Annotated in this window: 19 protein-coding genes and 2 pseudogenes; 9 read left to right on the forward strand and 12 right to left on the reverse strand. The window is 71.2% G+C overall.

The features are described from left to right. On the reverse strand, positions 1–622 hold a 622-nt coding region (locus QNO09_RS33505; protein ID WP_283973996.1), incomplete at its 3' end, for a glycoside hydrolase family 27 protein. Positions 623–1,289: 667 nt separating this feature from the next. Here QNO09_RS33505 and QNO09_RS33510 point away from each other — a divergent pair. Beyond that, positions 1,290–3,989, forward strand: coding sequence for a helix-turn-helix transcriptional regulator (locus tag QNO09_RS33510; protein ID WP_283973997.1), 2,700 nt, complete (start codon positions 1,290–1,292; stop codon positions 3,987–3,989). A 314-nt stretch (positions 3,990–4,303) separates the two neighbouring features. After that, positions 4,304–4,501, forward strand: a complete 198-nt coding sequence (locus tag QNO09_RS33515) for a DUF8691 family protein (RefSeq protein WP_175437358.1) — start codon at positions 4,304–4,306, stop codon at positions 4,499–4,501. Positions 4,502–4,919: 418 nt separating this feature from the next. Here QNO09_RS33515 and QNO09_RS33520 read toward each other — a convergent pair whose 3' ends face one another. Both QNO09_RS33520 and QNO09_RS33525 read right to left on the reverse strand, forming a co-directional pair. Beyond that, positions 4,920–5,162: a DUF5302 domain-containing protein gene (locus QNO09_RS33520; protein ID WP_283973998.1), complete on the reverse strand. Its 243-nt coding sequence runs from the start codon at positions 5,160–5,162 to the stop codon at positions 4,920–4,922. A gap of 221 nt (positions 5,163–5,383) precedes the next feature. After that, the gene (locus QNO09_RS33525) at positions 5,384–5,596 is read right to left on the reverse strand and encodes a hypothetical protein (RefSeq protein WP_283973999.1); all 213 of its coding nucleotides are present in this window, start codon (positions 5,594–5,596) and stop codon (positions 5,384–5,386) included. Positions 5,597–5,889: 293 nt separating this feature from the next. Here QNO09_RS33525 and QNO09_RS33530 point away from each other — a divergent pair. Continuing rightward, positions 5,890–6,168: pseudogene (locus tag QNO09_RS33530) on the forward strand (hypothetical protein); the annotation flags it as partial. A 67-nt stretch (positions 6,169–6,235) separates the two neighbouring features. On the opposite strand, the gene QNO09_RS33535 reads toward QNO09_RS33530, so the two are convergent. From QNO09_RS33535 to QNO09_RS33550, 4 genes are all read right to left on the reverse strand, one after another. After that, positions 6,236–7,273, reverse strand: a complete 1,038-nt coding sequence (locus tag QNO09_RS33535; protein WP_283974000.1) for an SPFH domain-containing protein — start codon at positions 7,271–7,273, stop codon at positions 6,236–6,238. 4 nt (positions 7,274–7,277) lie between these two features. Further along, positions 7,278–7,709 carry an NfeD family protein gene (locus QNO09_RS33540; RefSeq protein ID WP_283974001.1) on the reverse strand — a complete coding sequence of 144 codons (432 nt, stop codon included), beginning with the start codon at positions 7,707–7,709 and terminating at the stop codon, positions 7,278–7,280. Positions 7,710–8,075: 366 nt separating this feature from the next. Then, a complete protein-coding gene (locus QNO09_RS33545) occupies positions 8,076–10,652 on the reverse strand; it encodes an FtsX-like permease family protein (RefSeq protein WP_283974002.1) in 2,577 nt (858 codons plus the stop codon). Next, positions 10,652–11,440, reverse strand: coding sequence for an ABC transporter ATP-binding protein (locus tag QNO09_RS33550; protein ID WP_283974003.1), 789 nt, complete (start codon positions 11,438–11,440; stop codon positions 10,652–10,654). The genes QNO09_RS33545 and QNO09_RS33550 overlap by 1 nt, the downstream gene beginning before the upstream one ends. Before the next feature lie 320 nt (positions 11,441–11,760). Between QNO09_RS33550 and QNO09_RS33555 the strand changes: the two genes are divergently transcribed. The 3 genes from QNO09_RS33555 to QNO09_RS33565 all read left to right on the forward strand — a co-directional run bounded on the left by QNO09_RS33555 (position 11,761) and on the right by QNO09_RS33565 (position 14,061). Next, a complete protein-coding gene (locus QNO09_RS33555; protein ID WP_283974004.1) occupies positions 11,761–13,008 on the forward strand; it encodes a sensor histidine kinase in 1,248 nt (415 codons plus the stop codon). Then, complete coding sequence (locus tag QNO09_RS33560) at positions 12,980–13,666, forward strand: response regulator (protein ID WP_283974005.1); 687 nt, start codon at positions 12,980–12,982, stop codon at positions 13,664–13,666. Before QNO09_RS33555 ends, QNO09_RS33560 begins: the two co-directional genes overlap by 29 nt. A 107-nt stretch (positions 13,667–13,773) precedes the next feature. Beyond that, positions 13,774–14,061, forward strand: a complete 288-nt coding sequence (locus tag QNO09_RS33565; RefSeq protein ID WP_283974006.1) for a hypothetical protein — start codon at positions 13,774–13,776, stop codon at positions 14,059–14,061. A gap of 192 nt (positions 14,062–14,253) precedes the next feature. On the opposite strand, the gene QNO09_RS33570 is transcribed toward QNO09_RS33565, so the two are convergent. Next, the gene (locus QNO09_RS33570) at positions 14,254–15,198 is read right to left on the reverse strand and encodes a helix-turn-helix domain-containing protein (RefSeq protein WP_502962379.1); all 945 of its coding nucleotides are present in this window, start codon (positions 15,196–15,198) and stop codon (positions 14,254–14,256) included. 122 nt (positions 15,199–15,320) lie between these two features. Here QNO09_RS33570 and QNO09_RS33575 point away from each other — a divergent pair, with 122 nt between their 5' ends. Beyond that, positions 15,321–16,844 carry an alpha/beta hydrolase gene (locus QNO09_RS33575; protein ID WP_283974008.1) on the forward strand — a complete coding sequence of 508 codons (1,524 nt, stop codon included), beginning with the start codon at positions 15,321–15,323 and terminating at the stop codon, positions 16,842–16,844. A 266-nt stretch (positions 16,845–17,110) separates the two neighbouring features. Here the strand turns inward: QNO09_RS33575 and QNO09_RS33580 are convergent, their stop codons facing one another. Continuing rightward, a complete protein-coding gene (locus QNO09_RS33580; protein ID WP_283974009.1) occupies positions 17,111–18,427 on the reverse strand; it encodes a phytase in 1,317 nt (438 codons plus the stop codon). A 296-nt stretch (positions 18,428–18,723) separates the two neighbouring features. On the opposite strand from QNO09_RS33580, the gene QNO09_RS33585 reads away from it, so the two are divergent. Further along, positions 18,724–19,806, forward strand: coding sequence for a class I SAM-dependent methyltransferase (locus tag QNO09_RS33585; RefSeq protein ID WP_283974010.1), 1,083 nt, complete (start codon positions 18,724–18,726; stop codon positions 19,804–19,806). On the opposite strand, the gene QNO09_RS33590 is transcribed toward QNO09_RS33585, so the two are convergent. Continuing rightward, complete coding sequence (locus tag QNO09_RS33590; protein ID WP_283974011.1) at positions 19,785–20,297, reverse strand: hypothetical protein; 513 nt, start codon at positions 20,295–20,297, stop codon at positions 19,785–19,787. The two genes, QNO09_RS33585 and QNO09_RS33590, sit on opposite strands and share 22 nt — an antisense overlap. 403 nt (positions 20,298–20,700) lie before the next feature. On the opposite strand from QNO09_RS33590, the gene QNO09_RS33595 reads away from it, so the two are divergent. Continuing rightward, positions 20,701–21,183: a GNAT family N-acetyltransferase gene (locus tag QNO09_RS33595; protein WP_283974012.1), complete on the forward strand. Its 483-nt coding sequence runs from the start codon at positions 20,701–20,703 to the stop codon at positions 21,181–21,183. A gap of 21 nt (positions 21,184–21,204) precedes the next feature. Here QNO09_RS33595 and QNO09_RS33600 read toward each other — a convergent pair whose 3' ends face one another. Then, positions 21,205–21,594 (reverse strand): VOC family protein, encoded by a 390-nt coding sequence (locus QNO09_RS33600; RefSeq protein WP_349637006.1) that lies wholly within the window; start codon positions 21,592–21,594, stop codon positions 21,205–21,207. 97 nt (positions 21,595–21,691) lie between these two features. Beyond that, positions 21,692–21,802, reverse strand: a pseudogene (locus QNO09_RS33605) (oxidoreductase); the annotation flags it as partial. Positions 21,803–21,930 lie beyond the last annotated feature (128 nt).

The following is a 21,930-nucleotide window of genomic DNA, read 5'->3' on the forward strand; positions in this document are numbered from 1 at the left end:
AGCTGTTGGGGTTGATGCTGTAGACGATCGGGCGGCCGGTGGCGCGCAGGGCGTCGCGCATGAGTGTGAATCGCGCGACCTGCTCGTCACGGGTGCCGCTGGAAGAACACCAGTCGTACTTGAGGTAGTCGACGCCCCATGAGGCGAAGGTGGCGGCGTCCCGGGCCTCGTGCCCCTTGCTGCCCGTCGACCCGGGATAGGCGCCGGTGGTCTGCGCGCAGGTGCGTTCGCCCGGCACCTGGTAGATACCGAACTTCAGGCCCTTGCTGTGGATGTAGTCCCCGAGCGCCTTCATCCCGCTGGGGAACTTGGTCGGGTTGGCCCGCAGGCTGCCCGCCGCGTCGCGCTGCGGGTCGAACCAGCAGTCGTCGACGACCACATAGCGGTAGCCCGCGTCGCGCATGCCCGAGGACACCATCGCGTCGGCGGCCTGACGGACCTGGGCCTCGGTGATCCCGCACCCGAAGCTGTTCCAGCTGTTCCAGCCCAGCGGTGGGGTGAGCGCCGGGCTGCCCGGTGCGGCGGAAGGGGTGGAGTGAGCGGAGGCCGTCACCGACGCGGTGATCGTCAGCGCGGCGGCCGCGAGGAGACGGAGCAGTCGTCTGCCTGATCGTATGGGCACCTCGGGTCCTTTCGTCGGCAGGCCGACACGAGACAGGGGATGGCTGCTGCACCGCCGTCCACCTTCAGCAGGTACATGACAGTCGCGATCATTCGAAATTTCGAACTGCTTTCGGATCGTCGACGCCACGGATACTAGGGAGGTCTCCGAGCTTGTCAACTGATCCGACCGTGCGGGAGGCCCATCAGCACGCTCCACCGCAGACTTCGAGACAGCGAAATTTTCGGAGAGTCACACGAATCATGCGAGACATACTGGCGGGAGCTCTCCACCCCTTAGCGTCCAGGACGCTCACGAGTCGACATCCGTTCTCCATCTCGAACACGACAGAGGGAGCGACGCATGGATATGTCATGCTCTCGTCGACCTATGGATCGTCGCAGGGTACTGGCCGCCGGCACGGGCCTGGTCACCGGTGCGTTCCTGCCGCTGGCCGGAGCCGCGGAGAAGACACAGGGCGAGTCCAAGCAGGGCGTGCACCACCGGTCGTTGGTCCGCCCGCCGACAGCGAGGGCGGCGGTCCTGAGGATCGCCGAGCACCTCCCGGCACGCACCCACGTGCAGGTCAGCGGGTCGATGGCGCGGTCTGCCGTGCACCTGTACGGCAAGGCTGGGATGCTGAGGAAGGAAGCGCTGCCCAGGACGTGGCCCGGACCCGACAGGGGTGATGAGCACCGTGGCGGACATCCATGCGAGTGCTCAAGGATCCGCGGTTCCCCTTGTTCCGGCGCTGTCGCCCACCGACCCTCTGGGCGATCCGTTCCTGCGCACCCGATTCGCCCTCCCCGCGAGGCCCCGGACGTACCTGCGGCGACAGCGGCTCGTCGACCACCTCGACCAGGCGCTCAGGACTCCGCTGACTCTGCTCAACGGCCCGGCCGGAGCCGGCAAAACCCTGCTGGCCGCCGATTGGGCCTCCGGGCTGGGACCGCCGGTCGCGTGGGTCACCCTCGATGGCGGCGGCGACCATCGCCCCGGGGTGTTCTGGTCCTACGTCCTGCAGGCTCTGCGCGCCTGTGGCGCACCGGCATCCGACGCGGTCGGGACCCCCGACAACGCCACCAGAGTGGGCGACAGGCTCCTGTCCTCACTTGCCGCGGAACTGAGCGTTCGAGACCGGCCCGTGCTCCTCGTGCTCGACGAGTACGACCGTGTGACCGATACCAACGTCGCGGAGCAGTTGGAGTTCGTCCTGCACCACGCGGGCCCGGGCCTGCGCCTCGTCCTGGTCACCCGCACCGAGCCGCTGCTCCCGTTGCATCGCCACCGGGCGGTCGGCGACCTCACGGAGATCCGCTCCGCGGAACTGGCCTTCACTCCCGAAGAGGCCGCCGCACTGCTCGAACTGCACGGCGTGGACGTTCCGATCCAGGCAGCGCGGAACCTGGTGGACCGGACCCGGGGCTGGGCGGCCGGTCTGAGCCTGTCCGCCCTGGCCGCCAGGGAGAGCTCCGACCCCGAGCACTATCTGAAGGAGTTCGAAGCGGACCGCAGCACGGTCGCGGACTTCCTGCTCGCCGAGGTTCTCAAGGGACAGACGCCGCAGGCACAGGACCTCTTGCTGCGCGTCAGCGCCCTGGAGCGCTTCTGCCCCGATCTGGCCAACGCGCTGACCGGCCGTATCGATGCCGAACCCCTTCTCACCGGACTGCACCGCCAGAACGCGTTCGTCGAACGTCTCGAGCACACGTGGTACCAGCTCCATCCGCTGTTCGCGGAGATACTGCGGGCGCACCTGCGCGTTCGCCTGCCCGGACTGGAGCCGGAACTCCACAGACGGGCCGCGCGGTGGCTGCGTCGTCACGGCCACCTGCCGGAGGCACTCGCCCACAGCGCCGCCGCGGACGACTGGGATCTCGCGGCCGGTGCCCTTGTGGACGACCTGGCGATCGGTCGACTCTTCACCGGTCCGGGCTCGCACGACCTGGCGCGGCTGTTCTCCCACATGGGGCCCGAGGCGAGAAGCCCGGCCACGGACCTCGTGCGTGCCGCTCACGACCTGTCCCGCCACGACCTCGATCATGGCCTGGCCCGTCTGCACCACGTCCAGGAGCAGCTTGTCGGTGACGCCCGCGACGTCGCGGCCGCCCGGCTGAGCTGTGCACTGCTGGAAGCCTTGGCCGCCCGGCTTGCCGGATGCCCCCCACGGGTGGAGAAGGCCGCCGAGTCGGCCGCTGGACTACGGCAGGAGGTACCGGCTCACCTCCTGGACAAGCATCCCGAACTCACGGCCCTGTTGCTGACCCATGTCGGCTCGACGCTCCTGTGGGCCGGGCGTTTCCGGGAGGCTCGTGCCGTCCTGACCACCGTGGCCGGGGCTCCCGGTGAAGCATCCACCAAGGCGCCCCGGGAGGAGGCGATGGGACACCTGGCCTTGCTCGACTACCTCAACGGCTGGCCCGGCAGGGCGGAGCGCAAGGCGCTGGCCGCGCTGCCCGAGGCCGATCGGCCCGGTTCGGCCCAGCCGTCCGGATCCGGGATCGGACGGCTCGTCCTGGCCGCCGTGGCCGTCGACCGCGACGAACTGGACCGGGCTCAAGCCCTCATCGACGAAACGGCCGCTCTCCCCTTGAGCACACGTGATCCGGTGATGGCCGCGGGGCGAGCCCTGGCCGCAGCGCGCCTCCTCATGGCCAGGGGGGAGATGCGCGCCGCTGTGGAGGCGGCCGACCCGGCCGTCCCCGCCGCCGTGGCCTCCCCATGGGCGACGAGCCGGGAAGCGCTCGTCTCCTCGGCCGCCCACCTGGCCGAGGGGCGGCCGGACAGAGCCACCGAGGTGCTCCGGGCTGTCTCCGTCGACCAGCCCGTGTGTGCTGTGGAGGCCGCGTCGATCCAGCTCGCCGCACGACGTCCCGCGACAGCCCTCGACCTGCTGGACAGCCTCCACGCCGAGGAACGGACCGGCCCGGCGGTGTCAGTGGGGGCAGCGCTGGTGAGGGCCCGGGCCGCCGACGCGGCCGGAGACACCGCCACCGCCCGCAAGCTCTTGGCGCGGGCGCTCCTCGACGCCCGGCGTGAGCGGCTGCGGCGTCCGTTCCTGGATGCCGGGGCATGGATCCGGCCGCTCATCACCGCGGGTCCGCTGCACGATCTGGCGGCAGGCTGGCTGACGCCCGCTCCGCCGCCCCGCGGCGAGCGGCCTGGACCGCAGCCGCCGCCCGCACCGCTCGTCGCGGTGGAGCTGAGCGCACGCGAGCGGGATGTCCTGGAGCGTTTGGCCCGGATGATGTCGACGGAGGAGATCGCCGCCGATCTCTGTCTGTCGGTGAACACGGTGAAGACCCACCTCAAGAGCATCTACCGAAAGCTGGCGGTGAACCGGCGGGGCGAGGCGGTGCGCCGAGCACGCGGCCTCCGGATGCTGTGAGGACGTGGCGGGGCGGCGGCACCGCCACCGAGGCGGCGGCGGACGGCAGGGACGTCGACCGAGGCGGGAGGCCGCCGTCCGCCCTCTCCCCCCGGCAGGACCCGACACTGAGGCCACGATCACCGTCATCCGGCCCACCACCGCTCTGTATGCGCTGGTCATGGCCGCTTTCATGTGGTCGACGCATCACCGCGGCTCATGGCCGTCACCGGCCGGGTCACCTGCTTCGGGTGAGGTCGAACCGGGCAGGGGGGTGGGACGATGACGGAAAGGGCGCCATCCGCCTGTCCCGGCAGCCGTGGGAGGACAAGCTCGTGCGCTACGAGATCCGCGTCGAGGGGCATCTCTCGGAGACACTGGCCAAAGCGTTTCCGGAGCTGGGTCATGTGGTGATGGCCGGCCAGACGGTCCTGTTCGGCCCGGTCGTGGACGAAGCGCACCTGTACGGGCTGCTGGCGCGCTGCCAGTCACTGGGACTGCGTGTCGTGGAGATGCGGCCGGTGCCGGAATGAGGCGACCGGCACGCCGTGTGTCCGGTCGCCCTGGGCCCATCAGATGGCGGAGGGGAGCCCGCCGGCCCTGGGGGCGAGCAGCGGGAGGTCCTGTGCGGGGCCCGTACAGCACGCCTGCCCTCGGGAGAGATACAAGACGAGCAGCAGCCGTCGGCGCATGCTTCCACCCGCCCGGTGCGGCTCGCGGCGGGCTACCGCTCGCGTACTCAGACCGGCGCGGGTGATCGTACTCAGCCGGTGCGGTGGTCGGACGTGGGGTGAGGTCGCGGCGGCGCTTGTACACCTCGGCAAGGTGCACGGCTCCCGGGCGGCGGGCCGCCACGGCCCCTGCCTCGTCAACCGGGCAGGACCCGGCCCACCTCATCGGTAGGGCTGCCAGGCCGTGTCCTGCCGGGTCTCATCCGGCGGCCGTGGTTACTCAGCCTCCGCTCTTGCGCCGGAACGACCGCTGATTCGCGGCCGGGCCGTGCGTGCCGCGGATCTTCGACGCGTGGGTGTTGGCGGCGAGGTCGGCGGCGTCCGCCTGCATGCCGCGCTTGCGCGCCAGAGCCTCCCGAAACTTGCGCTTCAGGTCGGACTGACCGTCATCGTCGGGCGAGAGGTCGGTGTTCTCGGCGTCAGCCGACTCCGATCCTTCTTGTGCTGTGGACTCTGCGGCCATAGTGACCTCCTGGGCTAGGACGCTGGAGAGCACAGCTTGTCATGCCGGGCACCGCGTGAGCGCCGCCGTCGGCAACGCCGAGCGCCGTGGCTCATGGCTGTCGCCCAGGCGCGTGAGGTGTCACGTTGTCGAGGGCCGGTCGCCTCCGCGACGAACCGGTCCTCGAACCCGCCGAAGTCGGCGGCCGTGGACCGGTCGGCCGCCGTCGCCAAGGATCAGCGTCAGAACAGCCGCCCCTGGCAGCCTTGTCGGGCAGAGCGCGGAGCGGGCCGGCCGGTTACCGCCGGGGCCGGTTCGTCGCCGAAGAGGGGGGCCGTGCCGCACTCGTCCAGCTCGGCCGGGATCCGTCCGTCCACCTCCGGGCGCGGCGGCGCGTCACGGTCGAACTCCTCCGGAGTCATGCACACCCAGTCGCGGCCACCCTGCTCATCCACGCGTCGTCACCGCCCCTCCCCCGGGCCCACCCCCGGAATGCTTCCCGGGATCAAGTGCCGCCCACCCATGATCAGTTCCACCATCGGGGCATGTCCGAACACCCGGGCCCGGATGGCCCACGAGCCGCAGCCGTCACGGCCCGCCATGGCGCGCGGACCGACTTTGAACACACCGATGACAAAGTATGGACATGACAAGCAGAAGTCTCCTACCTTTGCGACGCGACCAGCGCTCCACCCCGGGAGAGACCGGAACGATCCGGCACGGTCCGGTCCCCAGCACCGGAGGACCAATGCGCCAACGACCCTTCTCCCGAACCCGAAGACCTTTCTTCGCGCCACTTGCGTCCGCCATCATGGCCGGCGGCGTACTCGCCACCCCTGCGACCGCGGCCGACCCCTCCCCGGCGGGAGCCGGCCCCTCCCCCACGGTTGCCGCCGACCTACCGCCGCAGGAGCCCGGAGTCACCCTGCGCGTCTACGACGTCCAGGCTCCGCTCAGCAAGCTGTGCACCCTCAAGCCGGGACAGACCCCCAACCACGACAAGCTCATGCCCACCGTCGACTGGTCCCGCGGTGCGCCGCGCCGGAATCGGCCGACGGCCGGGCGAGTGGCGCCGGCGAAGACGCCGCTCGCCGTCAGCGACGGGGGTGAGACGGGAGGCCGTCGAGGTTGGCGCCCTCGGCCTCGGCCGCGTCGGCCAGGGCCTCGGCAGCGGCCTCCTCGGCCTGCGCCTTGTCGCTGGCGGCCTGGGCGACCATGTCGCCCGGGGGCTTCTCGCGGGTGGCCGACGACTGGGGCAGCACCTCGGTGAAGGCACGGGACACGCCCTGGAGTGCGGCGGTGATCTCGCTGGGGATCACCCAGAAGTTGTTGCCCGAGCCTTGCGCGAGCTGGGGCAGGGTCTGCAGGTACTGATACGCCAGCAACTTGGGGTCGGGGTCGTTGCGATGTACGGCCTGGAACACCTCGTCGATGGCCCGGGACTGGCCCTCGGCCTGGAGGATCGCGGCGGTACGGTTCCCTTCCGCGCGCAGGACGGCGGCCTGTTTGTCGCCTTCGGCGGTGAGGATCTGCGACTGGCGCTGCCCCTCGGCGCCGAGAATCGCCGCCCGCTTGTCCCGCTCGGCTCGCATCTGCTTCTGCATCGCGTCCTTGATGGACTGCGGCGGGTCGATGGCCTTGATCTCCACCCGGTTGACCCTCAGCCCCCATTTTCCGGTGGCCTCGTCCAGGACTCCCCGCAGCTGGCTGTTGATGGTGTCCCGTGAGGTGAGGGTCTTCTCGAGGTCCATGGACCCCACGACGTTGCGCAAGGTGGTGACGGTGAGCTGCTCGACCGCCTGAAGGAAACTCGCGATCTCGTAGAAGGCCGCTCGTGGATCGGTGACCTGGAAGTACAGAACGGTGTCGATCTCGACGACGAGATTGTCCTCGGTGATGACCGGCTGCGGTTTGAAGGAAACCACCTGTTCCCGGAGATCGATCACCGGATGAACGCGGTCGATGTAAGGGATCACGAGGCTGAGGCCCGGATTGAGGGTCCGGTGGTAACGGCCGAGGCGCTCGACATTGCGAGCGCGTGCCTGGGGCACGATACGGACCGCTCGCACCACGGTGAAAACCGCGATCAAGGCGACGATCAGGCCGGCGATCAAAAAGGCCGAGGTTTCCATGGTTTCAGTCCCGGGGGTAGACGATCGCGGTGGCGCCGTTGATCTCCATGACGTCGACGGTCTTTCCGGGGGGAATCACCAGCGTCTCGTCGTAGGCGCGGGCCGTCCACTCCTCGCCGTCGATGCGGACCCTGCCCCCCAGGCCCGTTACCTCTGAGACGACATAGGCACCCTTGCCGACCAGTGCCTCCACGCCGAATCTCGTCGTCTGGGGCCGGAGTACATGGCGCAGTGCCAGGGGGCGTACGAAAATCAAGGTGACGGTGGCCACGAGGGTGAAAACCAAGAACTGGAACGGCAGCGGCAGCCCGACCGCGGCGGACCCCGCCGTGACCAGTGCGGCCGCACTGAGCATTCCGAGCGCGGCAGTGAGGGTGAAGATTTCAGCCGCAGCCAATACCGCTGCGATGATCAACCAGATCAGCCATGGATCCATTGCGTGCCTCTTCTGACCGGTGTGGTTGCGGAAGGGCCTGACCTCCATCATTGCATCCTGATACGGCACAGCCGGGATACCCCCGGGGGACGGGAATCCAGCCGAATGACCGGAGACCTGCCCGTCGCGATGTGGATTCCGAGCAAACTGCTTCGACCTTTGGGACCGTTTTACCCACGTGGAAAGATCCGTGAACCCGCTCGAAGTGGTCAGGCCGAGTGCGGGAGCCGTCCCGGGCCACGCGGGGGGGGCGTGTCGTGCCGGTCCGCCGTGCTCACGGCGCGTCCGGCCCGCGTCGCCGCCCCGGCCCGTCACTGACGCGCATCCCGCGTGCGTCCCGGTCGCTCCCCCGCGGTCACTCGCTCGTCACTCCTTCATCCCGATGGCGTCCACCGGACGGACACGGAGCACCAGGCGGGCGGGCAGCATCGCCCCGGCCATGGCCAGCAACGCCGTCGACCCGACGATCGCGAGCCAGCCCAGCACCGGCGCCGTCGGTATCGGTGTGCCGGTCAGCGCCAGCGCGACCAGAGCCAGCGGCGGCACCGACAGCAGCGTTCCCAGGAGCCCTCCGACGGCGACCACCGTGAAGCTCTCGAGCCGCACCATCCCCAGCACCTGCGACCGGCTGCTGCCGGTCAGCCTCAGCAGCGCGAACTCCCGGCGCCGGGACGCGGTGTTCATCGCCTGGGTGTTGACGACGGTGAGAGCGGTGTAGGCGATGATGACACCCACCACCACGTAGTTCACCCACGCCATCGCCCTCTGCTCCTCGACCTGGGCATCGGCCGCCAGTGCTCCGATCGGCTCGGCTCCCGGATAGGTCCGTGCCAGAGCGGACAGCCGGTGTGCGACGTCACCGGAGGCACCGGGGGCCGACCGGATCAGCACCGACTGGTCGACGCCCGCGGTGGTGTGGGAGAGGAGCAGGTCGTGGTCGAAGGTGAGGTCGGCGAAGCCGAGTCCCCTGCCGTACACGGCGATCACCTCACCGGTGAAGGGCGTCCCGTCCCCGAGGTGCAGCCGCGCCCGGTCCCCGACGTCGAGCCCCAGCCACGAGGCGGCCGTGGTGCTGAGAGCCACCGTGTCCGGAGCCAGAGCCGACAGCTTCCCCCTGCGTTCGTCCAGGTCGACCGTGGCGGACACGGCCGACGGCTGAAGTCCCTGCGCGGTCAGGGAGACGGCTTCCTCCGTGCCGAGCAGCGAACCCACACCGACCGCCTTGGACCGCACCACACCGGTGGCGGCCGTCACCCCCGGCAGTTCGGCGGCCCGGCGCGCGAGCTCCGGCGACATGCCGGTGGGAGCGGCGAGCACGTGATCGGCGACCGTGCCGGAGCGGATTTCCTCGGTGGACCGGCTCAGCTGAGTGGTCTGGGTGAAGACGACCGTCGCCGCGAAGGAGACGGCCAGGACGATCGGGGTGACCGCGGCCGCCGTCCGGGTGGCACGGGCACCTGAGTTGGCCGCCGCGAGCCAGCCGGTGACACCGGTCCGGTCGAGGAGCGGGGCGAGGAGGGCCGTGGCGGTGCGGCTGATCAGCGGACCGAGGACCGCGGCGGTGATCACGAGCAGCAGGACGAGGGAGTTGGCCAGACCGACCAGGGTGAGGAAGTCGGCGCGGAAGCCGAGGCCGAGACCCAGCACACAGACGGCCGGCGCGAGCAGGACACCGCCGGTGATCAGACGGCCCCTGCCGATGCGCGCGGGCTCGGCGGAGGCCTCGCGCAGCGCCTCCGTGGGGCGGACGCGGGCAGCCCTCCGGGCGGCGACGAGGGCCGCCGCCACCGCGGTCAGGACCGTCACGCCGACGGCGGTGAGGAACGGGAGCGGGCCGACGACCGGCCGGAAGTCCGGCGGTACCAGGCCGCGTCCGGCGAACTGTCCGCTCAGCCAGTGGACCACACCGACGCCGAGAGGGCAGCCGAGCACTCCCGCGACGAGACCCGTCACCGCGGACTCCGCCGTGATCATGCGGTACAGCTGCCCCGGGGTGGTGCCGATCGCGCGCAGCAGGGCCATCTCGCGATGGCGGTGGCGGATGGCGAGGGACGTCGTGGCGCACAGCACGAACACGGCCACGAGCAGCACGTTGCCGCCGATGGCCGTGGCCAGCTCCACGAGGTTGGCCGCGCCGACCGCGATGTCGGTGAATTCCGCCTCGCCGCGTTCGTCACCCGTGTACACCGCCGCACGGTGCCCGGCCACCACCCGTTCGACGGCGGGCACCACCTGCGAGGACGGTGTACCCGGCGTGGTGAACACGCCGAAGGCGTCGACGGACGCACCGGACAGGGGTGCCAGCCGCTGCATCGCGGCCCCGGAGGCATAGAGCACCGACTGTCGTGGAGTGCGGTCCCCGTCGAGGGCCACCAGTCCGGCGACCTTGAAGGTGAGCGGAGTGGACGAGGTCATGAGCCGTACGCTGTCGCCGGTCCGCAGCCCGGCCCGGGCCGCGAGGCGGGTGTCCAGGACGACCTGCTGGGCACCTTGCGGCGCGTGCCCTTCGGTGAGGCGGAATCCTCCCAGGACTCGGCTCGACCAGGTGTGCGCCTGCGGGACGGCCCCGTTGGCGCCGGTGACGGCACGGTCCGCGTCCGGCAGACGGACCGTCACGCGGCGGTCGGGCACCACGGAGGCGACACCGTCGACCGCGGCGAGATCGCGGGCGAGGGAGGCGTCGAGTCGTGGTCGTTCGAGCAGCGGCTGGGAACTGCGGTACTCGGATCCGTCGGCGGACCTCACGTCGAGGTCGACGGCCTGACGGCCCGCGACGATCAACGGGGCTCTGTCGTACCGTTCGGGTGGCAGGGCGGAGCGCAGCCCGGATTCCAGGAGTACGCCGCAGGCGCTGACCACGGCCGCCCCGAGCAGGAGCGCGGTGAACGTGGCGGCGAAGGCCCCCGCGCGGGCGCGCAGGGTGGCCAGGGCGATACGCAGCATCAGCGGGTCCTCCGCAGCTCGGTCATGACGCTCTTGACCTGAGCGGCGGACGGCGCGTCCACACGGCGGACCACGCGTCCGTCGGCGAGGAAGACGACCTGGTCGGTGCGCTGGGCGGCGACCGGGTCGTGCGTGACCATCACCACGGTCTGGTGCAGGTCGGTCACCGCCTGCCGGAGCAGCCCGAGGATGTCGTCGGCCGTGTCCGGGTCGAGTGCGCCGGTCGGCTCGTCCGCGAAGATCACTTCAGGGCGGGTGATGAGGGCGCGGGCGATGGCGACCCGCTGCTGCTGCCCGCCGGAGAGTTCCGAGGGGCGGCGGCCGAGCAGGCCCACGAGTCCGACCGCGGCCGTGACACCGCGGACCGAGTCGTGGTCGGTTCCCTCTCCGGCCAGCCGCAGCGGCAGGGTGATGTTCTGCTCCACGGTGAGCGACGGCAGCAGGTTGAAGGCCTGGAAGACGAACCCGATACGGGTCCGGCGGAACCGGGTGAGCCGTCTCTCGTCCAGCTCGCCGAGGTCCTGCCCGCCGAGCCGCACCGTTCCGGAGGTCGGCCGGTCGAGCCCGGCGGCGCAGTGCAGGAAGGTGCTCTTCCCGGAGCCGGACGGGCCCATGACGGCGGTGAAACCGCCGACGGCGATGCCGGTGCTGACGTCGTCGAGTGCGACGACCGCGGACGATCCGCGGCCGTACTTCTTGGTCACCTCGGTCAGCCGTACGGCGGTTGCTGACGGATCGATGCCGAAAGGGGCGCCGGGGGGCGCTTGCCGACTGTGTGCTCCGAGCATGTGGGACCTCTGGGTCGTCGGTGGGTGAGGGGTCCTTCCAGTCCACCGGCGTCCGAGGTCCGGAGCCTCCGTCCTCACGTCGAATCACGCCCTCCGCCCGGCGGGTGAGGGAGACGACCGCTTCCACCGGCCGGACGAGACCGCGTGGCGTCCCACCACGCCGTGCGCGACGCGTCTCCTCCTCACGAAGGAGGCCGGGAGGAGGAAAGGGGGCGGCGGGAGTCAGACCTCAGGGTGGGCGGGCCGGGTGAGCAGGCCCTTTACCGTGGGGGGGCATGAGAGAACCGGGGTCACTCGCAGGCCGCCAGGTGCCTGCCGCGGTGACGGACGTGACCCTGGCCGTCCTGGCGGCGGCCGCGTGCCTGGCACTGCCGCAGGCGATCCCCCCGGGCGGTGTCCCGCTGCGACAGCCGGACCAGTGGTGGCTCGTCCTGGTGCTGTCGTCCACGCTGCCCCTCGCCGTGCACCGTCGTGTGCCGCTGGCCGGGCTGCTGGTCATGACGGTCGGGGCCGGGACACTGCAGTACCTGGACTACATCCCCCAACTCGCCGGGCCGGAGGGCACGTCGATCGGCCCCACCTACCTGTCCGTGGCCATCGCCGTGTATCTCACGGCCGTGCGGGGCGCGCCCCGCGTGACGGCCTTCGTGGCCACCGTGTTCATTCCGCTCAGCGCGCTGACCGAGGCGTTCCTCGCGCCGCGGGGGCACCGGCTCGCGGCGTTGCTGACCGACGCGGTGCTCCTGCTGGCGGCATGGGCCCTGGGCCGGCTCTCTCGGGCCCGGACGGCCGTCCGGGACGAGGCCATGCAGCGCGCCGCGGCCCTGGAACGCGAGCAGGCCGCCAACGCACGCGCCGCGGTGATGCAGGAGCGCGCACGGATCGCCCGTGAACTGCACGACATCGTGGCCCACAACGTGAGCCTCATGGTGGTGCAGACCATCGCGGCCGACCGGATCCAGGACCGGTCGCCCGACAAGGCCCACGAGTTGCACGCCACCGTCGAGCAGACGGGCCGGGACACCGTCACCGAGCTGCGTCGGCTGCTGGACGTGCTGCGCACCGACGAGGAGGGGGAAGGCACACCGTCCAAGGAGCCGCCCCAGCCGACGATCGAAGCCCTGCCCTCCCTCGTCGCGGCCGTCCGGGCCACCGGTTTGGACGTCGACTACGAGGTCTCCGGCTCCGTGGTCGCGCTGCCCGCCGGGTACCAGCTGACGGTGTACCGCATCGTGCAGGAGGCGCTCACCAACACCGTCAAGCACGCGGGCGCGACGCGTACCCGGGTGCGTCTGGTGTGGGAGGAGGAACCGGAACGGTTGCACGTCCGCGTGTGTGACGACGGACCGGGGGACGCGGCGGGGACCCCCGTGCCCGGATACGGTTCCGGTCATGGTCTGCTGGGGATGCGGGAGCGGATCGCCGCGACGGGCGGCACCCTGCACACGGGCCCTCGGCCGGGCGGCGGCTTCTGCGTCCACGCCGTGCTGGACCTGCCCGAGACCGACGGTCCGGCGAACAACCGAGGAACGGGGCACCATGCGGTCCATCAGCGTGCTGCTGGCTGACGATCAGCCGATGATCCGGACCGGCTTCCGGTTCATCCTGGAGGCCGAGCCGGACATCGAGGTCGTCGGAGAGGCCGCCGACGGTCAGGAGGCCGTCGAGGAGACGCGGCGGCTGTCACCGGACGTCGTCCTCATGGACATCCGCATGCCGCGGATGGACGGGGTCGAGGCGACCCGTCTGATCGCCGAGAGCGGTCTGCCCGGCCGGGTCGTCATCCTGACCACGTTCGACCTCGACGAGCACGTGGTCGACGCCCTGCGGGCCGGGGCGAGCAGCTTCCTCGTGAAGGACGGTCCCGCCGATTCCCTGGTCTCGGCCATCCGCACGGTCGCCGCCGGCGAGGCCGTGCTCGCTCCTCGGGTCACCCGGCGTCTGCTGGAGCGTTTCGCCGGCCTGCCGTCGGAGTCGCCGCCGCCCGTGCCGCCGCGCCTGGACGTGCTCACCGGCCGCGAACTGGACGTGCTGCGGATCCTGGCGCGTGGTCTGTCCAACGCGGAGATCGCCGTCGAGCTGAACATCGGCGAGACGACGGTGAAGACGCATGTCGCCCACATCCTCGAGAAGTTCCGCCTGCGCGACCGCGTGCAGGCGGTGATCCTCGCCTACGACTCGGGACTGGTCTCCCCGCGTCCGGCCCGCGGATCCGAACCGTTCTGATCCGGCAGGACGACCGGGCCCCGCGGGGCCCTGAGTCCTCTCCTCCTCATCCTCTGTGCGCCGCCGCGACCCGCGGCGTGCGCCCGTCACACACCAGGGAGAGTGTCATGGACACCTTGATAGGTCTGCTCGTCGTCCTCGTGGGGCTGACCACCATCGCGACCGTGGAGAGCCGGGCCCGTCGGCTGGACCGGCGGATGGCCCGTCTGGACCACAAGCTCGGTCTCCTCATGAACCACCATGGCGTGCCGGACGACGACCCCGCCCTGGCGGAAGTGGCGGCCCTGGTGCGAGCCGGACAGCACATCCCAGCGATCAAGAAGTACCGCGAGGCCACCGGCGCCGGGCTGGTGGAGGCCAAGCAAGCGGTGGACGGCCTGAAGGAACAGCGGTAATGACGTCACGTGTCAGGTGATCGCAGGTGGCCGGGGCCGGGCGAGGAGCCGGAGGCGTCCGGCCGATGTACTACCCAGGGCTACTCCCGCGGTGTCCCGGTGCGTTGAGCGGCTCTGTCCGACCGGCCCGGGCAGAGCGGGCAGAGCCTTCGCGGGCGGGCGGCGTCCGCCGGGTGCCTCAAGGGGCGTGACTCACGCCGCTTCGGCGTTGTCCCGCCGCAGCGCCGCGCGCAGCCAGTCGTCCGCGGAGCCCGGAGTCGGCCGCGGGCGGCCGCCCGGCGGAGTCAGGACGGCGGCGGCGAGTTCCCAGTACCGGTCCAGGCGCGGTTCTGCCGACAGCCGGGCCGCCAGCGAGCGGCGGAAGTCGGGGGTGTCGCGGCTTCGGTAGGCGCTCGCGTATGCGGCGACGTAGCCGTCCAACGCCTCGCCGGGATGCGGGTCGCGTGCCCTGCGCAGGTGGGGGGCCGCGAGTTCGAAGGCTTCGGCGAGGCCCGCGTACAGCAGGGCGGCGCCGCCGGCCCCCGCCACGCGGTGCACCTCCGGCTGGGGCTGCCGACCGCCCGGGCAGGGAGCCGCCGTCATGGCGTTCAGCCGGGCGAAGGCGAGTACCTGGGACGGGTGCGGTTCGTCGGGCGGCCGGGGGACGGCCACTTCCAGGAATGCCGCGGTTGCCTGACGCGGCATCCGTGGTGGCAGCCAGGCGCGCCAGAACCTGGCCAGGGGTGCGGTGCTCGGCGGGCTGCTCAGCGTGCTGAGCAGCCTCAGCCGGCCGGCGCGCTGAGCGGGCGGGCAGTCCCGCACCAGGTGGAGTGCCGCTTCCCGCCAGCGCAGGATCTTCACCTCACTGCCGAGCTCACGCAGGCGGCTGTCGACGGCGTTCTCCAGTGCACGGCCGATCGCGTCTTCGTCCTCGAGGATGCGGCGTATCTCGGGCAGGGGCAGGTCAAGGCCGCGCAGGGAGCGGATCAGCTGCAGGCGTTCCAGTGCCGGGGCGCCGTAGCGGCGGTGTCCGCCACTGCTGCGGGCGGCTTCGGGGAGCAGGCCTTGGTCGGAGTAGAAGCGGACGGTCTTCACGGTGGCACCGGCGCGTTCGGCGAGTTCTCCGATGCTCCACAACGGCTGCTGTGACGTGGACAGTTGAACCTCCCTCAAGGGGAGTTCCTACGGTACCGGTGCGCGGGCCGGGCACACGCTGCGGCCCGCGGACGATGACGTACGCGACCGGCGCGGCGTCATGTGACGGACCCGGGGAGGGCTTTGTGCGGGTGTTCATCTTGGTGTCGGGTGCGTTCACCGGGGCCCATGTCTGGCAGGAGACGGCCGCGCGGCTGACCGCGGCGGGCGGCGCGGCGCACGCGGTCCCGTTGACGGGCATCGACCCGGCCCGGCCCGCCGCGCCGGAGCACGTCGGTCTCGAGACGCACATCGATGACGTGATCGCGGCGATCGACGCGGTGGACGTGACATCAGGGCGGGAGATCGTGCTCGTCGGTCACGACTACGGGATCCATCCGGTGCTCGGCGCCGCCGATCGGCGGGCCGAACGTGTCACACGCGTCGTGTACCTGGACTGCGGGATGCCGCAGAACGGCGTTCCGGCGCTGGCCGCCGTGCCGGACCAGACACTGCGCGCGCGACTGGCCGAACGCGCCGAGGCAGGCGGGCCCCGGGGTGTCCTTCCCGCACCGGCCCGTGACGCATGGGAGCGCTGGGGCAGTACCGCCGGCGTGGGCGAGGCGGCCCTGGACCGGCTGACCGCCCTGGCGGCGCCGCAGCCGCTGGGCACCCTGCTCCAGCCGCTGCGGCTGACCGGAGCGGTGGCCGCGGTCCCCGTCACGGGCGTGCTGTGCGCCAAGAACGGCGCCAGCATCGGCATGGTGCAGAGGCTCGTCGACTTCGGGGACCCCGCTCTGGCCGTCCTGACCGAGCCTCAAGTCACCTTCTTCGAACTCCCCACCGGGCACTGGCCGATGCTGTCCTGCCCCGCCGCACTGGCAGACGTCCTGCTGCGGGCCGCGGCCGGTGAGGGGCACCGTCTGCGGCCGACCGGTGACGACGCGCCGGCGCCCGCCCACCTGCGGCCGTTCCCGCTGGACGTGCCGGAACTGCCTCGCGACCGCCGAGGTCATGTCGATCTGTACGTCCCCGACGGCGAAGGGCCGCGACCGGCCGTGATCTTCGTGCACGGCGGACCGGTGCCCGCCGGAGCGCGGCCACGCCCGCGTGAGTGGCCGACGCTGGTGGGCTACGCCCGCCTGGCCGCCTCCGCGGGCATGGTCGGCGCGACCCTCGACCACCGCCTCCACGACCTCGCGGACTACGAACGTGCCGCCGCGGACATCGCCGCCGGGGTGGAACTGGTGCGTGCCGACACCCGGGTGGACGCCGGCCGGATCGCCCTGTGGTTCTTCTCCGGCGGGGGCCTCCTCATGACGGACTGGCTGACCCGGCCCCCCGCATGGCTGCGCTGCCTGGCCGCTTCCTACCCGGTCCTGGCCCCTCTTCCCGCGTGGGGGATGTCCGGCAGTCGCTTCCACCCGGCCGGGGCGATCGATCAGGCGGGGACCCTGCCCGTCGCCCTCCTCCGCGCCGGGCTGGAGACACCCGAGATCGCCGCGACCGTCGACGCGTTCGTGACCGCGGCCGAGGACGGCGCGGTGCGACTCGAACTGGTCGACGTCCCCAACGGCCACCACGGGTTCGAAACGCTCGACCCTCCAGAGGAGACACGCCCGGCCCTGCACCATGCGATGCGCTCGGTGGTCACCCACCTGACAGGATGACGCCCCGAGGGACCTCGAGGGTGTGACGGTCGCGCCGAGCGATGGGTTCGGGGCTGCCGCCAAGGCGGTGGCGAAGGGCGGTCGGCGGCCCCGGCTGCGCCGCTGCGCGCCACGGCCGGGGGTTGACCCGGTGGGCGGTCCGGCCGCGCTCGCCGTCTCCCGGCCGCGGACGAGACCTGAGGGGACCGAGGGCCCCGGCATCGAGGTCCGCTGCCGGGTGGCCGCGCGCCACCCGGCAGCAGTGAAGGTCCGTGCTCGAATCGGATCTACAGGTCGGCGGCGTCCACCACGTCGCGCAGGTCGACGAACTTGAAGCCGGTCGCAGTGCGCGAGCCGCCCTCTCCGTCAGGGACCTCAGGGGTCTCGTGACCGTCCTGGACGACCAGCAGACCGTTCGGGTAGCGGCTGCCGAGCGGTGCGTTCAGGACGGCGGCGCCATCGCACTCCTGGGACCCGTCGAGGGTCGCCGAGGCCGCGCCGACACGGAAGCCGCCCTCGTACTCGTTGTGCTCGCTCACCTCTCGGTCGTACAGGGCGAAGGTGTCGTCGCCCTGGCTGGAGGCGAAGAGATAGCCGTCGCCGTCCCGCTCCTGAAGCAGCGTCAGTCCCTCGACGTCCGCGGAGAGCCGCTCGCCTCCGAAGCCGGGGTCGGCGCCGGCCGTGCACTCCTCGGTCGCCTCGTCGTAGACGCCGGGGACGCCGTACTCGCGGACCTTGTCCACCAGGACCGGCTCGCGGGTGAGGTCGGCGCGCATCCGCCAGATGCCGATGTCCTCCTGGCCGGCGTAGAGCGTGCCGGTGGCGGGGTCCACCACCATGCCCTCCACCTGCGGGAGTTCACCGGGCTCCGTGCAGGGGGACCAGGTCGTGCCGTTCGGCAGGCGGAAGGACGCGGGCAGGTCGAGCGTGCGGACCTTCCGGTAGGTGACGGTCCCGCTCGCGGTCGGCGTCAGCTCGACCAGCGCGAGGCGGGTCCGCTCCCGCCGGCTGACCAGGGCGTAGGTGCGCCCGGTGGACTTGTCCTGCCAGGTGGCGAGGCCGTACGCGGTGCGCTGTTCGTTGATGTCGGCCTGGTCGGTGGAGAAGACCGGGGCGGCGGCCGGGTCGGTGATGTCGGTCAGCGGGCCGCCGGGCCTGGACGGGTCGATGCGGAAGATCCGCAGGCGGTCGTTGCCGCGGTCGCTGACCACGGCCACGTCGGCCCGGCCGGTGGGGGTGCGCAGACCGGTGACGACGTCGACGTTGTTGTACCGGCCCGGTGCGTCATCCTCCGCGGGCGGACGGGGCGCGGGCAACGACTGCACCAGGCGGGCGCCCAGGTCGTACACCCGCAGTCCGCCCTCCTTGGCGGTCGCGAGGACGAGGCTGCGGCCGGGGTCGGCCGCGTTGCGCCAGATCGCCGGATCGTCGGCGTCGGAATTGCCGCCCGCCTCGTCGTCGTAGAGGGCGGGGGTCTCGCTGACGGGTGTCACCGTCGGCAGGCTCCCACCGTCGGCCCCGGCCGGGGCGGGGGCCGACAGGAAGAGCACGGCGGTGGACAGGACGAGGGCGGCGGTTCTGCGTCCGGTGCGGTGTGTTCTCACAGGCGCTTCCTTGATCGACGTCGTGGACATGCCGATGGTGCGGGGAGAACTTTGCGCGCAGGAGGCCGCTTTCTGTACGGGTGATCACGGAAGGGCCGACTGCACGCCAACTGCCGTTCAACGCACAACGGTAGGACACGGCGAGAAGCCGGTGCAGTGGACGCCGGTACGGGCGTCGGTACGGGCGTCGGGCCGCACGGAGAACCGCCCGAGAACCCACTGGAATACGGGCGTAGCATGACAAACACGGCTCGTCTCGGTTCCGTGCCTCAGCCGTTCCGGCGGAAGGAGCCCTCATGTCCACGCCTGAATTTCGCGAGGCTCCCCCGGACCGTGCGAGGCAGGAGGCCTTCGCCGGTGAAGTCGTGGACGTCCTGAACAAGGGCGCGCTGGCCCTGCTGACCAGCGTGGGCCACCAGTGCGGCCTGTTCGACACCATGGCCTCGCTCCCACCGTCGACCAGCACGGAGATCGCCGAGGCGGCGGATCTGGACGAGCGGTATGTGCGCGAGTGGCTGGGCGGCATGGTCGTGGGCGGATTCGTGGAGTACGAACCGGGAAGCCGGCGCTACACACTGCCACCCGAGCACGCCGCGTCGCTGACGACCGCGGCCGGCCCGGACTGCCTGGCCGGGATGATGCCCTACATCGCGCTCATGGGCGAGGTCGAGCAGCAGGTCGTGCGCAGTTTCCGCGAGGGCGGAGGCGTGCCCTACTCGGCCTATCCGCGCTTCCAGGCCCTTCAGGCCGAGGAAACAGCCCGGGTCTACGACCAAGCGCTGGTCGACACGATCGTGCCACTGGTGCCCGGACTCACGGAGCGGCTGCGCGACGGCATCGACGTCCTCGACGTCGGCACGGGACAAGGACATGCTCCTCTCGTGCTGGCGCGGGCCTTCCCCGCCAGCCGCTTCCACGGCATCGACCAGTCCGAGGCCGGGATCGACGCCGCCCGCTCACAGGCGGCCCACTCCGGGCTGAGCAACCTCCACTACACCCTCGGCGACTCGACGGAGATCAGCGGCACCTACGACCTCGTTACCGCCTTCGACGTCATCCACGATCTGGCACGGCCGGCCGAGACGCTGGAGGCGATCAGGCGGGCTCTGGCCGAGGACGGCACGTTCCTCATGGGTGACATCGCCGCCTCCAGCAAGCTGGAGGACAACATCGGCCACCCCTTCGGACCCGCGCTCTTCGGCTTCTCCGTCTTCTACTGCATGACGACCTCACTCAGCACCGGCGGAGCGGGGCTGGGCACGGTCTGGGGGCAGGAGACGGCGGTGCGGATGCTCAGGGAAGCCGGCTTCGCGGACGTCGAGGTCACCTCCGTGGACGGCGACCCCGTCAACGCCTACTACATCGCCACCCTGCCCTGACGGCTGGGGAGTGCCGCATCCTCTTCAGCCGGCGACCTGTGACGGCCCGGCGGCAGCGGACGAAGGGGCACTGCTCGGGCGGCGTCGTCCACGAGTCTCCGTGCCCGCCCGCGGTCCGGCGGGGCGGATTCGTCGGGGAAGAGCCGGTGCAGGGGCCGTACGAGCAGGCGGGTCAGCCGCCACGCGACGAGCACGGCCGCGACGGGCAGGACCATGCGCAGCAGCCCGGTGGCGGGAGACGGCGGCGCGAACACGGTCAGCAGGAGGCCGCCCCCGACGCTCAGGAACCAGGCCACGGCCGTGAGCGTCGAGACGGCCACCGCCACGGGTACGCCGTCCATGCCCCAGGCACGGAGGTTCGCGTCCGCGTCGAAACTTCCGGCCGAGGTGAAGCCCGCGGCGACGAGGAACCAGAAGCACAGCACCACCACGAGGGCGGTGGTCAAAAGAATCGTGGGCGGGCCGGTGGCGACCGAAAGCAACATCCGCATGCCGTACCCCCCATCCCGTCCGCACCGCCCGTCGACCGCGCTCGGCGCAGTGCCGCTCGCTGTGCTGTCCGGTGCCGGACACCTGCCGGTGTCCGGCACCGGGATCCCCCGTAGTGCTCCCCGCGACCCATCCTGCATCGCGGACGGATGCCCGCGCATTGCTGCTTTCCGGCAAGGTTGGCTGCGGTCTGCCTGCCGGTCGGCAGCATGTCGAGAACTCACCTGCGGAATGGCGGAGTTGGAGATTCCTGAGGTGTGTCGATGCTGCAGAGCGCGGTGATCGGCGCACGACTGCTGGAGCGGTCCGCGGAGGATCTCTGACGTGCGGGTACCGCCGCGCGTCGACTTTCCGGCGCGGACCGGGGACCCAAGGCTTCTCTCGCGCATGCGTAACATGCTCCCTATGAAGTCGCTCATTACGCCCGTGCGGGGTGGAACCGTCGTACGACGGGCTGTCGCCCGGGACGCCAAGCGGCTGACGCGCCTCGTGCGCGGCTCGCGTGCCTACGAGGGTCAGTACGCGGCCATGGTCGCGGACTACCGCGTCGGACCCGACTACATCGAAACGCATCAGGTCTTCGTGGCGGTCGAGGGCGATGAGGGCGCGGGCCGGGTGCTCGGTTTCTACTCGCTGGTCCTCACCCCGCCGGAACTGGACCTGCTCTTCGTCGAGGACGGGATGCAGGGCCGCGGCATCGGGCGACTGCTCGTCGAGCACATGAAGTCCGAGGCGCGCACGGCGGGGCTGGACCGTGTCCGGGTGGTGTCCCACCCTCCGGCCGAGGGTTTCTACCGCAGCGTGGGCGCGCTGCATACCGGGACCGCCCCCGCGAACCCGCCCGCGGTGGCCTGGGACCGGCCCGAGCTGGAGTTCCCGATCCCGTGACCGCCACGCGTCCCTCGCTGTCTACTTCGGTGGGGTGACGAGACAGAAGGGGTGACCGACGGGGTCGGCGTACACCCGGTATCCGACCGACTTGTCCGACCCGTCGAGCAGGGTCGCGCCCAGCGCGAGCACACGCGGCTCGGCCACGTCGAGATCCGCGACCATGACGTCGACATGCATCTGCTGAGGGTGGTCAGGGACGGACCACTGCGGCGGCCGGAAGTCGTGGACCCGTTGGAATGCCACGAGAGGGGCACCGGACTCATTGCCGAGCACGACGAACTCCCTGCTGTCCTCCAGCCGCGAGAGTGACAGCAGTTCCCCGTAGAACTCGGCGAGCTCGGAAGGCTCAGGGCAGTCGATGACGATGGCGTACAGCTGTCCGATCATCCCGCCGACTATGGTGCTCACGTCCGAGAAGCACCACGTGTTTTACGCTTCGTCCCGTGAGGACGGACCGCTCCGGACTCAGTGATGCTCCGGCTCTGGCGAGGTCAGTTCTGCGCGGTGGGCGGACGACGATCTCGTTGACGTCCACGTCCACCGGTTGCTCGACGGCGAAAGCGATGGCCTGAGCGATCGCTTCGGAAGGAATCGCCATCTGGTCTCGCATCTCCGTGAAATCGTTCCACGCCGGCCGGGACTCCGCGGCGGGACCGCAGTGAACGGAAGGGGAACCTCGGAGAAGTCCGGCCGCCCACCGAGGCGCCCGCCGCCTTCGCGCCCGGGCGGCGCAGCCCCGGAGAA

This window comes from Streptomyces sp. 378 (assembly GCF_030124145.1).
Classification (GTDB): Bacteria; Actinomycetota; Actinomycetes; order Streptomycetales; family Streptomycetaceae; genus Streptomyces.

Bases quoted from the DNA above. Each gene is read 5' to 3' on its own strand.
- QNO09_RS33585 (WP_283974010.1), top strand. From the start codon at position 18,724: ATGTCCACGCCTGAATTTCGCGAGGCTCCCCCGGACCGTGCGAGGCAG.
- QNO09_RS33590 (WP_283974011.1), bottom strand. From the start codon at position 20,297: ATGCGGATGTTGCTTTCGGTCGCCACCGGCCCGCCCACGATTCTTTTG.
- QNO09_RS33540 (WP_283974001.1), bottom strand. From the start codon at position 7,709: ATGGATCCATGGCTGATCTGGTTGATCATCGCAGCGGTATTGGCTGCG.
- QNO09_RS33535 (WP_283974000.1), bottom strand. From the start codon at position 7,273: ATGGAAACCTCGGCCTTTTTGATCGCCGGCCTGATCGTCGCCTTGATC.
- QNO09_RS33510 (WP_283973997.1), top strand. From the start codon at position 1,290: ATGAGCACCGTGGCGGACATCCATGCGAGTGCTCAAGGATCCGCGGTT.
- QNO09_RS33595 (WP_283974012.1), top strand. From the start codon at position 20,701: ATGAAGTCGCTCATTACGCCCGTGCGGGGTGGAACCGTCGTACGACGG.
- QNO09_RS33550 (WP_283974003.1), bottom strand. From the start codon at position 11,440: ATGCTCGGAGCACACAGTCGGCAAGCGCCCCCCGGCGCCCCTTTCGGC.
- QNO09_RS33520 (WP_283973998.1), bottom strand. From the start codon at position 5,162: ATGGCCGCAGAGTCCACAGCACAAGAAGGATCGGAGTCGGCTGACGCC.
- QNO09_RS33560 (WP_283974005.1), top strand. From the start codon at position 12,980: ATGCGGTCCATCAGCGTGCTGCTGGCTGACGATCAGCCGATGATCCGG.
- QNO09_RS33565 (WP_283974006.1), top strand. From the start codon at position 13,774: ATGGACACCTTGATAGGTCTGCTCGTCGTCCTCGTGGGGCTGACCACC.
- QNO09_RS33545 (WP_283974002.1), bottom strand. From the start codon at position 10,652: ATGCTGCGTATCGCCCTGGCCACCCTGCGCGCCCGCGCGGGGGCCTTC.